Below are 12,607 nucleotides of genomic sequence, written 5' to 3'. Positions count from 1 at the left end.
GATGGCCGAGCATTTCTACAAGCTGCGGGTCGCGGAGATCGTGGCGGAAACCGATGAGGCGAATTCCATCCGTTTCGAGGTCCCGGAAGGCCTTGAGGATGCATTCCGCTTCAAGGCAGGCCAGCATCTGTCGGTGCGCGTCGACATCAATGGGGAAGAAGTCCGGCGCAACTATTCGCTGTGCGTCGCGCCGAGCGAGGACCAGCTGAAGGTCACCGTGAAGCGGATCGCTGGCGGCGTCTTTTCGAACTGGGTCGGCGACAATCTGAAGGCTGGCGATACGCTCGACGTCATGACTCCGCATGGGTCGTTCACCGTCGATTTCGATCCAACCGCCAAGCGGCGATACGTTGCCTTCGCCGGCGGTTCGGGGATCACGCCCGTCATGTCGCTGGTAAAAACGGCGCTGGGCACCGAGCCTGACAGCCGTTTCACCCTGTTCTACGGCAACCGCGACGCCAACTCGATCATCTTCCTGGAGGCACTGGCGTCGCTCAAGGACAAGTACCTCGGGCGGTTCGAGCTCTATCACTTCCTCAGCGACGAGGAGGGTGATGTCGATTTGTTCAACGGCATGCTTGACCGCGAAACCTGCGACGAGGCGATCGATCACCTGGTCGACGAAGTGTCTTCTATCGATGCATGGTTCATTTGCGGGCCCGGGCCGATGATGGATGCTGCGGAAGCGGCGTTGAACGACCGGGGCGTCCCCAAGGACCGGATCCACATCGAACGTTTCCTCGCCGGCCGGCCCTCGGCGGCACTCGCCGCGCAAATGGCCCAGCTTCAGGAGAAGGCCGCGGGGCTCACGCTCAGCGTCACCTTGGACGGACGTACCCGGAAGGTTGAGTTCACCGAGGCGAATATCCTCGACAGCGCTCGGGAGGCGGGATTGCCCGCGCCATTCGCTTGCAAGGCAGGTGTCTGCGCCACCTGCCGGGCCAAGGTCACCAAGGGCAAGGTCGAAATGGCGGCCCGTTACGGCCTGACCGACGAGGAAATCGCCGCCGGCTACATCCTCACCTGCCAGTCGGTGCCGGTGGGTGAAGGCGTAGCCGTCGACTACGACGCGTAATCGTCATCGCGAGGAGCAAAGCGACGTGGCGATCCAGAACCTAGATTGCTTCGCTATGCTCGCAATGACGACAATCTCGCGCTAGAGCGGTCAAATGCTGGATCATCCGACCATGACCGGGCAAAACGGGGGCGCCCAATTCTTCGATGCACTTGGCGACGTTCAGAGCGATTCGCTGCTCGCTTTGATCGCAATGGCCAATGCGGACCCAAGGACCGACAAGATCGACGTCGGCGTCGGCGTCTATCGCGACGGGGTCGGCAACACGCCGATCCTGCGGGCGGTCAAGGCGGCCGAGAAGCTGCTGTGGGAACAACAACAGACCAAGAGTTACATCGGCGGCTTCGGCGACAAGCGCTATACGGAGCTGCTGCGGCCGATCGTCCTTGGGCGCCATGCTGGCGATGACCGGATCATTGGCCTTCACACGCCTGGCGGATGCGGCGCGCTCAGCCTTGGGTTCAAGCTGATCGCGACGGCCCATGCCGACGCGAAGGTGCATGTCGGAACGCCGACCTGGCCCAACCACATCCCGGTGGTCGAAGCGGCCGGTCTCAACATTTCCGAGTACCGCTTCTACGACAAGCTCGAGACGCGGATTCGCTTCGACGAGATGATATCGACCTTTGGCTCGGCACCGAAAGGCGACGTCGTTCTTCTCCATGGCTGCTGCCACAATCCGACCGGTGCGGACCTGGACGAGGGCCAGTGGCGCGAGGTGGTCGATGTCGTCTCCTCGCGCGGGCTGATCCCGCTGGTCGACATAGCCTATCAGGGACTTGGTCGCGGGTTTGCCGAAGATGCGGCGGGCCTGCACCTGCTGCTCGACGCCTGCGACGAAGTCGTCATCGCCCAGAGCTGCGACAAGAATTTCGGCGTGTACCGCGATCGCGTCGGTTCGATGTTCCTGAAGACGGCAACGGCCGACGGAACCAAGCGCGCGATGGACCATGTCGTCCAGATTGCGCGCGAAATGTGGTCGATGCCGCCTGACCACGGTGCTGCAGCAGTACGCATCGTGCTCGACACGCCTGAGCTCCGTAGCGACTGGGACGCCGAGGTGGGCGAGATGCGGGCACGCATCAATCGCATCCGGGGTCAGATCGCTGCTTCGGACCCGCGCCTTGCCTATATCGGTGGGCAGTTCGGCATGTTCTCGATGCTGCCGCTCAGCAAGGAACAGGTCGTAAAGCTCCGTGAGCAGCACGCCATTTATATGGCTGACAGCGGCCGCTTCAACGTCATCGGCATGGCCGATCATGCGGTTGACCGCTTTATCGGCGCCGTCATCGAGGCCATGAATGGCTGACGTGATGGCTGCCGATCCGGACTCGGACTTTAGGCCCGACACGGGAACGGATTGGGCCGAAGTCGCGCGCCTGGTGTTGACCAGCCGGGCTATGGACGAGCTGGAGGAAACCCGGCTCGTTCCCGAAAAGAAGGTTCTCTACCAATTCTCGGCCCGGGGCCATGACATGGCGCAGGTCATGCTGGGGCTGCATCTCCGCGACGGCGATGCAGCCTGCGGCTATTATCGCTCACGTCCGATGTTGCTAGCACTTGGCGTTCCGCTGGCGGATGCGCTTGGTTCGGGAATGGGCCGTGAAGGCGGATATTCCGACGGCCGCGATATCGGCGTGGTTTTCAACTATCCCAATCCGGGCGGCGCCCATGCGCTGCCGATGTGCGGCGGTGTCGGTGCCCAATATACGCCGGCGGCCGGCTGGGCGCAGGCGATCGCCTACAAATCCAATGTCCTCGGCGAGAAGGACGATGGAGCCATCGCGGTGGTGCTTGGCGGGGACGCAAGCTGTGCGACCGGTGGATTTTGGTCGGCGCTAACAATTGCCACTACGCAATCTTTGCCGATGCTATTTTACATCGAGGACAATGGCTACGGCATCTCCGTAACGTCCGATTATCAGACTCCCGGACGCGACATCGCGGCCAACCTCGCCAGTTTCAAGAATCTGGCGATCTGGAATGGTGACGGCACCGATCCCGCCGAAGCCGAAAAGCTGATCGGCGAAGCGATCGGCCATGTCCGCTCCCGCAAGGGACCGGCGCTCATCCGGCTGACGGTGCCGCGCCTCGAAGGCCACAGCTACCAGGACACCCAAACCTACAAGTCGGAAGAGGCTGTTCAGGCGGAATGGGCTCGCGATCCGCTTCCGAAGCTTCGCGCATTTGCGGGCGGCCTGGATTGGGGCCTCATCGAAGCGTCGGTCGAACGGGAAGTCGAGGCGGCCCGCGCCGAGGCCGAGGCCCGCGGTGTCTCGACCCCGGACCGCGTGACCGATCATATCTTCTACGACGGCGTCGCCAGCAAAGTCGGCGGCAACGCCGGCCTGCCGATGGACGGCACAACCGAGGAGCCGCAGCTCGAAGGCCAGCGGATCAACATGGTCACCGCCATCCGCCGGGTGCTCGACCAGGAATTGGAAGCCAACCCGAAGGTCATGGTTTTCGGCGAAGATGTCGGACCGAAAGGCGGCGTCCATGCAGTAACCTTGGGCCTGCAGGACAAGTTCGGCGTCGGCCGCGTATTCGATACGTCGTTGAACGAGGAAGGCATCGTCGGCCGCGCGGTCGGCATGGCGCTGGCTGGCCTGATGCCGGTGCCGGAGATCCAGTTCCGCAAATATGCCGAGCCCGCGACCGAGCAGATCAACGACTGCGGCACGATGCGCTGGCGGACCGCCAATCGCTTCGCGGCGCCGATGGTTCTGCGCATCCCGGGCGGCTTCTTCAAATGCGGCGACCCCTGGCACAGCCAGACCAACGAGGTTCAGTTCGTTCACAACCCGGGCTGGAAAGTCGCAGTGCCTTCCAATGCCGAGGATGCCGTCGGACTCCTACGCGCCAGCCTGCGCGGCAACGACCCGGTGATCTTCTTCGAACATCGCGCAATGCTCGACGACAGCTGGGCGCGCCGCCCATGGCCCGGAGACAAGTTCGTCCTGCCGTTCGGCAAAGCCAAGAAGACCCGCGAAGGCGACAAGATCACGATCGTCACCTGGGGCGCGATGGTCCCGCGCTGTGAAGCGGCGGCCGAAGGCATCAGCGCCGATGTCATCGACCTCCGCACCCTGATGCCGTGGGATCGCGACATGGTGCTCGACAGCGTGCGGGGCACCCGCCGCTGCCTGATCGTCCATGAGGACCTCCGCACCGGCGGCTTCGGCGCGGAGATCGCGGCGGTCGTTGCCGACGAAGCATTCCTCGACCTCGATGCGCCAGTGGCGCGCGTCACAATGCCCGACGTGCCGAGCCCGCATCATCCCAAGCTGTTGGAATGGGCGGTGCCGAGTGTCGAGAAGATCCGCGCCGAGATCGACCGACTGGTGGGCTTTTAGATGATCGAAGTTCGCGTTCCCGACGAGCAGGAAGGCACCAAGGCGGTCGTCCGCTCCTGGCTGAAGAAGGTCGGGGAGACGGTCGCGGTCAACGACCCGCTGGTCGAGCTGGAAACCGACAAGGTCACGCAGGAAGTTCCGTCTCCGGCGGCCGGCGTTCTCACCGAGATCCTGCTTGAAACCGATGACGAGGCCGAGCCCGGCGCGCTTTTGGCCAGGATTTCGGAAGGGGTTTACGACCCGCTGCCGTTCGAGGCTCCAAAGGCCGAGGAGAGGGCAGAGGTCAAAGCAACTTCCTCGGAAACCGCTGCAGTGTCCGGTGACGTTGAAACCAGGCTCTCGCCATCGGTCCGCCGCGCATTGCTGCAGCACAACATCGATCCGTCGCGCATTGCCGGTACGGGCCGTGATGGCCGTATCACCCGCGATGACGTCGATCGCGTGGCCGCGTCCGCGACGACCGCAAGCGTTGGAAAGCCGGAAGCTGCTCAGCCGCGTCAGTTCAGCGCGCAGGACATCCCGCATGACCGGATGCGGCTGAAGATCGCCGAGAATATGGTTCGCGCCGTCAGCGAGGCGCCGCACGTCACGGCCCTGTTCGAAGCCGATTTCTCGGCGATTGCCGCGCATAAGTCGGCGCTTGCCGCGAAAGGCACAAAACTCAGCTACACCGCCTACCTCATCAAGGCTGCCGCCGAAGCAATGGCGGTCGCGCCGGCAATCAACGGACGTTGGGAGGAGGACCGGATCGCGGTTTCGCCCAGCATCAATGTCGGCATTGGCACGGCCCTGGGCGAAAAAGGCCTGGTGGTCCCGGTCGTCAAGGACGCCGGGTCGCTCAGCTTGGAGGATATCGGCCACAAGCTCGACGACCTGACGTCGCGGGCGCGGTCGGGCAACCTGGCCGGAGCGGACGTTTCAGGCGGCAGCTTTACCATCTCAAATCACGGCGTATCCGGCAGTTTGCTGGCCTCGCCGATCATTCTTCATGCTGGGCAAGCTGCAATTCTCGGGGTCGGCAAGCTCGAAAAGCGTGTGGTTGTGCGCTCCATCGATGGCCAGGACGCGATCCTGATCCGACCGATGGCCTATGTGACCCTGACGATCGACCATCGGGTAGTTGACGGGCACCAGACCAATGCCTGGCTGACGCGCTTCGTCGAAGTGATTGAAAACTGGCCAGCGGCCTAGGCCGCTAGCTCTGCTTTCAGCGCCTCGATCAGGGCCGCAACATCTTCCGACCGATTATAGCAATGCAGCGATGCGCGAAGGCCGAGGAAGCCCGCGAGATCTACGACTCGCAGATAGACCTTGTGACGCATCAGCAGGTTGCGACGGATCGCGTAATGATCGACGCCGTCGGGCAGCCTGAAGCTCAAATTTGCTGATGTGGTCGGCCCGTGACGCGGCGCCGGGATCGTGACCCCTGGCAGCTCCAAGAGCGCATCATAGAGCTCCTGCCGAAGCGTCATATTGTGCGCCTCGATCGCTGCCGGATCGAGCGCCTGCACATAATCAATTGCCGCCCCAAGCCCATGCAATCCGGCGATGTTGCTGATCCCCGTCGAGTCGGAATTGGCTCGCCGACCGGCTTGAAGCGGAAGGGCGTCGAGTTGATCCGCTATGTCGGGATCGAGGTAGAGAAGACCTGTGCCCTTCGGCCCCATCAGCCATTTATGCCCGCTGGCCGAATAGGCGTGACAGCCCATCTCCCTGACATCGACCGGCATTGCTCCAGCCGATTGCGCGCCGTCGACGATCGCGAGGCAGCGCTGCTCGCGCGCAAGTTGGCAAAGCTCTTCTGCCGGAAGTCGGACCCCCGTGGTGAACAAGATGTGCGAAAAGGACAGGACGCGCGTCTCGGGTCGTATCGCGGCCCTGAACTTGTCGATAATCGCAGCCGGATCGGCTTCTCCGGGCGCGATTGCCAGCGTGTCGACTTCGACGCCGTATCGCCGCGCAACCCAATCCCACCCCATCCGGCCTGCGGGATGCTCGTGGTCCGTGGTTAGGATCCGATCGCCCGGCCGGAAGGCAAGCCCTTGTGCCAGCAGGAACATTCCCGCGGTCGCGCTTCCTGTAAGAATGATGTCGTCCAGCTCGCAGCCGAGCAGGCCGGCCGCCTTGCCACGGACCTTGTCGAGCCGTCCGATCCCCGGTCCATAGGTCTCGCCTGCCGGGTCGTTTTCAACCGCAGTCATGGCTACGACAGTCGCATCAAACACTGGGCGCGGCATGGCCCCTACGCCGCCTGTCTGAAGATGGACAAGCTCTGGCGGATGCAGCAGATCTGCATCCGGAATCAGCCTTCCGGTCAAACCGAGCTTCATGGCGCTATTCCCCGTCGGTTCGAATGTTGAGCCTAAACATTTGCCGGCACAAGACGAGACCGAATTGACAGTAGGTCTGGAGTAGCTACCCGCCACATGAACGCCAGTCATCGTCAAAAAATCAGAAATTAATCAGTTCGCCGTCATTACAATATGACCCCTAAAGGCGCAGAATATCGGCCTGGTCCACAGGAGGCCGCGATGAAGCACGGTGCATTGAAGCTGGCCGCGTTGTCAGCGATCTCAATTTCACTAGCAGGTTGCGGAGGCGGAAACGGCGGGAGCGCCGGAGGGCTAACATCGACGCCACCCCCACCTCCGCCACCACCACCACCGCCGCCACCGCCGCCGCCACCAATCCCACCGGCCCACATCGGCCTGGTCAGCTCAGCCCCCTTCGCGGTTCAGGCGATAACGAGCAATGGTCCGGCGGATGTGCAGTTCAGCTACAACGCCTCCACCAATACCTACCAGATAAGCTTGCCCGGCTTCCAACCGGGAAACCTCATCGATACCGGTTACAATGGAAGCAGTGGGGAGGTCGCAACGGGCTCATTTAGTTGGGTTAGCGCGGGTTCAACGACCACGCGCCAAGCAGTTAATGTGACCTTACCGGTGCCGGGTTCAAGTCTTAGCCCCTACACCTACTCCAGCATTGGATTCTGGGACGGCCAACCCACAAGCTACGGGATGTTCGCATATGGCATTCCCACCGCGACTGGCGATATGCCTGTCACGGGAAGTGCGAGTTATAGTGCGCAGATCATTGGCGGCACTTCGCTCGTACCCCACTACTCGGTCGAGGGTCCCGTCAGCCTGCAGTTCAATTTTGGGGCCGGAACGCTCAGCGGATTTATGGACCCGGAAGTAGCTAACAGTTTCGACGGCGTCTTCGCTGATTTCGGTCGGTTTGACTTTACGCAAACAGTTTATTCAACGGGCAGCACCACATTCTCCGGCAAGTTCATTGCTCCGGGTCTTCCGGGTGCGAGCTCCTCGTTCAATGGCAGCTTCAATGGTCCTAGCGCTGCTGAGTTGATGGCGCGTTTCCAGACGCAGGCCCTCTATAATGGCCAGCTAGGAACGATCTGGGGCATCTGGGTCGGCAAGAAAAATTGAAGTGGTCGCCACGAAGAAAACAGGGGCGTCATCGCACTCGCCCTTCGTCGACGCCTTGCCGACTTTGTTGATCGGGAAGAAGGACTAGCGGGGTAATGCTTGCCGGAGCCGACGTCTGCCTGTTGATAGTCGCGATGCAACTGAGTGCTTCCGGCGAACAGCTGATATTGCCTAAGCAATACAGCCAGGCTCCCCCACGGCAGAATATTCAACTCAACTCTGGGCAAATGCTTGCGCTCGCTGCACAAGCGCAGGAGCGGGGCGACATAGCAACAGCCCAAGCCGCATATCGAGCGCTCGCCGAAGACCCGAATCCCGAGGTCCGGATCGAAGCGATGTTCCGCCATGGTAAATTGATGGTTCAATCAGGGCGTCCCCGAGAGGGGGCAACGCTACTGCGTAAAGTTGTTGACGCTCGACCGGAAGCGATTGCCGCTCGTCTGGAACTTGCCCGAACGCTCGACCTGCTGGGCGACAAAGATGGGGCTTGGCGAGAGGTTCGGGCGGTACAGGCCAAGGGCCTTCCGATTGAGGTTGCACGGCTGGTTGATCGTTACTCGGAAGCGTTGCGCGCTGTCCGTCCGGCTGGAGCCAGTTTCGAAATTGCAATTGCACCGGACACGAACATCAATCGCTCAACAAATTCGAACACATTGGAAACCGTCCTCGGCGATTTCGATATACAAGAAGACAGTAAGGCCACGTCAGGCATGGGAGTGGCGCTTGATGGCCAGGTCTATCGCCGATTTGGAATTGGCGGAGGAAGCCATAACCTCTTGCTGCGCTTAAGCGGCGCCGCGGATCTCTACAAGAAATCTAGCTATGCCGACATTGTCCTTGATTTCGCGGCAGGCCCCGAGCTGCAGTTCGGGAACAATCGGATCAACCTCGAAGTGGCCGCAACCCAGCGCTGGTATGGTTTGGAACCCTATGTTCGGGCGGCTCGGTTCTCTGCTTCTCTGATCCGTCCGCTCGGTCGTCGAATGCAAATGCAATTGGCCGGGTCAGCCGGTGTAAGTGACAATCAATTGAACAACCTGCAGGATGCCAAGACCTTTTTTGGTCGCGCAAAGTTTGAACGAGCACTTTCGCCAACCACAGGCGTTGCGCTGAACCTGTCCGGGTTCCGCAATTCAGCCTCTGATGCGGGATATTCCACGACCGAATGGCGAACAGCTCTTTTGGCCTGGAAAGAAATGGGGCGCGCTACTTTCACTGCAGAGGCAGAGTTCGGGCGGTTGCAGGCGGATGAGCGCCTTTTGCTGTTTCCCAGCAAACGATCCGAAACCTATTACGGCTTCACCTTAGGCGCGACGTTCAGGCAGGTTCAGCTCGGCGGATTTGCGCCGATTACTCGCATCAGATTCGAACGAAATCAGAGCACAATCGAATTCTATGATTACAAGCGAACGCGGGCGGAATTTGGAGTTACGCGCGCATTTTGATGTTTCAAGCCGACACCGTAAGGCCATTCGCGGTCGCTCATTGCCCTGACGTGCGTTGCGTCCCCTTTGGCGCGCTTGCGACCGCGAGTTTCGAAGGGCAAATGGCGCACCCAAGAGGATTCGAACCTCTGGCCTTTGCCTTCGGAGGGCAACGCTCTATCCAGCTGAGCTATGGGTGCGTTCCGGCCCGTCTAGCGACGGCCCGCGATTCAGGCAACCGGGTCCAGCGCCATTCGCTTCGCAAGCGCAAAATCCACATCTTGTTGCAGCGCGAAACGGCGAGGTTTAGGCTATTCCAAAGTTTGGGAGTGAGTGAATGGTCAAGGGCGCTGCAAAGGTCACTATCAAGAAGTACGCCAACCGGCGGCTCTATGACACCGAGAGCAGCAGCTACATCACGCTTGACCGCTTGGCCGCCATGATTCGCGAAGGCCGGGATTTCGAAGTCGTCGACGCGAAAAGCGGCGAGGATATCACGCATCAAGTGCTGACCCAGATCATCGTCGACGAGGAGTCTCGCGGGTCGACCATGCTGCCCGTCAATTTCCTGCGCCAGCTGATCGGCTTGTATGGCGGGCAGATGCAAGGCGCCGTGCCAACCTACCTTGAAGCGGCGATGGATGCGTTCCAGAAAAACCAGCAGGCTATGGCCGGCGCCTTTGGTCAGAACATGTTCGCCGATCTCGCCAAGCGGAACATGGCGATGTTTGAAGAAGCAGCGTCGGCCATGACCGGGAAAAAGGCGCAGGCTCCGGCTCAGAACGACGGCCCGGCAGACGAGCTCGCCAAGCTGAAGGCCGAATTGGCAGCGCTCCAGGCGAAGGTCGACAAGCTCGGCAAGTGATTCGACGCGCCCGTCGATTCGATCGCCGGCGCTGTTGTGGCGGTGATCATCTCACACCCCGCGCGGCGCGAATAATGGCCCGCCGCATCGAGTCCGAAAGGCGGATTCTTGAGGTAATCTCTGGAGAATGGAGGGTCGGCCGGGCGGCGCGAAGCAACGAAGATTGTCTAAACCGACCACAATTACAAGTCTTGTTTATCACCTCGAACCACAACATGCTGTGTTGGCAATCAAGCAGCGAAAGGAGGTGATCCGATGTCTCATGGTTCAGCAGAGAGGTCGGTCCTGTTCGCTTGGAAGGTGATGGCCTAACCAGCCATTCTTTGTCCTTCCGGGCTAGAACGTCCGGTCGCTGACCATGTTGAAGGGGGCTGTCGTGTGGTGCGACAGCTCCCTTTTACTTGGCGATTTTCTGCACTATTTCGGAACCGGTTCGGGAATTAGCCGCTATGGCGGTCAGATCGAATAAGGAGGCAGCAATGGCCAAGACTTCGAGCAGCCGCGGAAAAACCGGCAGCACCAGTTCCAACAAAGCTACACTCGACAAACTCGCCAAGGCGGCAATGAGCCGCGAAATGCTGGCGGCCGGATTGACGGCTGCAGCGGCGGCGATCGCCGCCAGCCCGAAGGCACGCAAAGCGATCCGCGACGCGGGCCTCGACGCGGCCGACAGCGCCAGCCAGGCGGCGACCAACATGATGACCAACGCGTCCAAGCTCGGGTCGCTGATTGCCGAGGCAGTCGCTGACGCGGCTCAGCGCGTCCTTTCGGGCAAGTGGGTCGATGAGGTCACCACCTCGTCATCCAAGCCAGTCGCCAAGCGCGCTGCACCGCGTAAGACTGGCGCGACCCGCAAGGCCCCTGCGACGAAGGCCAAGGCAGCCGCTAGGCCCAAAGCGGCGACCAAGTCTGCTACAACGGCCAAGCGCCGTTCGAGCGCTGGTGCACGCAAGCGCGCACCGGCCAAGCCGAAGGCGCCTGCGGCAAGCTAGGAACGGCGAAATGTTCCGGAAGGGCCCCGCACCACGCCGGGGCCCTTCTTCTATGGCAAAGACATGAAGAGCGTGCGATTGCACAAGCCATGAATCAGGCAGATTTCTCGGTCGTCGTGCTGGCCGCGGGGCAGGGCACGCGGATGCGCTCCGATACCCATAAGGTTCTCCATCCGATCGCCGGCAGGCCGATGCTGATGCATTTGCTCGCGACGGTTGAGGAGATGGGCGCCAAGCGCAGTGTCATCGTCGTCGGCAAGGGCCGCGAGCAGCTTGAGAAGGCGCTTGAGGGGCACGGCGTATCAACCGCATTGCAGGCCGAACAAAAGGGTACCGGCCATGCCGTGCAGATGGCCGAGGAGGCGCTTCGCGGATCCGAAGGGCCGGTGCTTATCCTCTATGGTGATACGCCGTTCGTCACGCGCGAAACGTTGCGGGCGATGCTCGACCGCTTGGCCGCGAAGGACGACCCCGGCGTTGTCGTTCTTGCGAGCTCGCCTGCGGACGGCAAGACCTACGGCCGCGTCATCCTGGGCGAAGGCGATCACATCTCGAAGATGGTCGAGTTTAAGGACGCCAACGAAGCCGAACGTGCGGTAAAGCTGGTCAATTCGGGAATGATGGCGGTCGGATCGAACGACCTGTTCCGCTGGCTGGCCAAGGTCGGCAACGCCAATGCCGCGGGGGAATATTATCTCCCGGATATTGTCATGATCGCCAAGGACGAGGGCCGCAATCCGGTCGCGATCGAGGGCGAAGCGTTTGAAACCGCAGGCGTCAACAGCCGCGCCGAGCTGGCCGCACTGGAAGAGGATTGGCAGACGCGCCGCCGCTGGCAGGCGCTGGAGCAGGGCGCGACCCTGATCGACCCGGAAAGCGTCTGGTTTTCGGCTGACACCGAACTTGGCCGGGACTGCACGATCGAACCGCATGTCGTGTTCGGCCCGGGGGTGAAGATCGCCGACGGTGCGACTATCCGCGCCTTTTCGCATATCGAAGGCGCCGTGATCGCCACAGGTTGCGAAGTCGGGCCATTTGCGCGGCTTCGTCCCGGCACGGTACTTGGCGAAGGTGCAAAGGTCGGCAATTTCGTCGAGGTGAAGAAGGCGGAGCTTGGCGTAGGGGCCAAGGCCAACCACCTTAGCTATATCGGCGACGCCTCGGTCGGCGAGAAAGCAAACATCGGAGCTGGCACGATCACCTGCAACTACGACGGGTTCGGCAAGTATCAGACGGAAATCGGCGCGGGAGCCTTCATCGGCTCCAACAGCGCACTGGTCGCTCCGGTCAGCATTGGCGCCGGCGCGATCGTTGGCGCCGGCTCGGTGGTGACCAAGAATGTCGCGGCGGACGAATTGGTGATCGCTCGCGGGGACCAAAAGGGATTTGCAGGCTGGGCCGCGCGTTTCCGGGCCCGGCAGCAGGCGAAGAAGGACAAGAAATAGA

The 12,607-nt window shown here is 61.5% G+C and carries 10 protein-coding genes and 1 tRNA gene; 9 read left to right on the top strand and 2 right to left on the bottom strand.

Annotated elements, in window-relative coordinates; translation table 11 throughout:
* Position 1: 1 nt before the first annotated feature.
* From paaE to LZ496_RS04310, 4 genes are all read left to right on the top strand, one after another.
* Positions 2-1,075, top strand: coding sequence for a 1,2-phenylacetyl-CoA epoxidase subunit PaaE (gene paaE, locus LZ496_RS04325; RefSeq protein ID WP_249903357.1), 1,074 nt, complete (start codon positions 2-4; stop codon positions 1,073-1,075).
* A gap of 94 nt (positions 1,076-1,169) precedes the next feature.
* On the top strand, positions 1,170-2,384 hold the full coding sequence (locus tag LZ496_RS04320; protein ID WP_249903356.1) for an aromatic amino acid transaminase: 1,215 nt from the start codon (positions 1,170-1,172) through the stop codon (positions 2,382-2,384).
* The gene (locus LZ496_RS04315; protein ID WP_249903355.1) at positions 2,377-4,431 is read left to right on the top strand and encodes an alpha-ketoacid dehydrogenase subunit alpha/beta; all 2,055 of its coding nucleotides are present in this window, start codon (positions 2,377-2,379) and stop codon (positions 4,429-4,431) included. Before LZ496_RS04320 ends, LZ496_RS04315 begins: the two co-directional genes overlap by 8 nt.
* Positions 4,432-5,622 (top strand): dihydrolipoamide acetyltransferase family protein, encoded by a 1,191-nt coding sequence (locus LZ496_RS04310; protein WP_249903354.1) that lies wholly within the window; start codon positions 4,432-4,434, stop codon positions 5,620-5,622.
* Here LZ496_RS04310 and LZ496_RS04305 read toward each other — a convergent pair.
* Positions 5,619-6,632, bottom strand: a complete 1,014-nt coding sequence (locus LZ496_RS04305; RefSeq protein ID WP_249903353.1) for an aminotransferase class V-fold PLP-dependent enzyme — start codon at positions 6,630-6,632, stop codon at positions 5,619-5,621. The two genes, LZ496_RS04310 and LZ496_RS04305, sit on opposite strands and share 4 nt — an antisense overlap.
* 564 nt (positions 6,633-7,196) lie before the next feature.
* Between LZ496_RS04305 and LZ496_RS04300 the strand changes: the two genes are divergently transcribed.
* Positions 7,197-7,880 (top strand): transferrin-binding protein-like solute binding protein, encoded by a 684-nt coding sequence (locus LZ496_RS04300; protein WP_249903352.1) that lies wholly within the window; start codon positions 7,197-7,199, stop codon positions 7,878-7,880.
* Between the two features lie 95 nt (positions 7,881-7,975).
* Positions 7,976-9,325, top strand: a complete 1,350-nt coding sequence (locus LZ496_RS04295) for a tetratricopeptide repeat protein (protein WP_249903351.1) — start codon at positions 7,976-7,978, stop codon at positions 9,323-9,325.
* Between the two features lie 102 nt (positions 9,326-9,427).
* Here LZ496_RS04295 and LZ496_RS04290 read toward each other — a convergent pair.
* Positions 9,428-9,504: transfer RNA gene (locus LZ496_RS04290), tRNA-Arg, on the bottom strand.
* A 137-nt stretch (positions 9,505-9,641) separates the two neighbouring features.
* Between LZ496_RS04290 and phaR the strand changes: the two genes are divergently transcribed.
* The 3 genes from phaR to glmU all read left to right on the top strand — a co-directional run bounded on the left by phaR (position 9,642) and on the right by glmU (position 12,606).
* Entirely contained in the window at positions 9,642-10,169 is a 528-nt protein-coding gene (gene phaR, locus LZ496_RS04285) for a polyhydroxyalkanoate synthesis repressor PhaR (protein ID WP_249903350.1), read from the top strand.
* 479 nt (positions 10,170-10,648) lie between these two features.
* On the top strand, positions 10,649-11,161 hold the full coding sequence (locus LZ496_RS04280) for a hypothetical protein (protein WP_249903349.1): 513 nt from the start codon (positions 10,649-10,651) through the stop codon (positions 11,159-11,161).
* Between the two features lie 89 nt (positions 11,162-11,250).
* The gene (gene glmU, locus LZ496_RS04275) at positions 11,251-12,606 is read left to right on the top strand and encodes a bifunctional UDP-N-acetylglucosamine diphosphorylase/glucosamine-1-phosphate N-acetyltransferase GlmU (protein ID WP_249903348.1); all 1,356 of its coding nucleotides are present in this window, start codon (positions 11,251-11,253) and stop codon (positions 12,604-12,606) included.
* Position 12,607 lies beyond the last annotated feature (1 nt).

The organism is Sphingomonas caseinilytica, assembly GCF_023516455.1.
Taxonomy (GTDB): Bacteria; Pseudomonadota; Alphaproteobacteria; order Sphingomonadales; family Sphingomonadaceae; genus Sphingomicrobium; species Sphingomicrobium caseinilyticum.
Note: the sequence above shows the minus strand (reverse complement) of the source record. Positions and strands in the feature narration are given on the sequence as shown.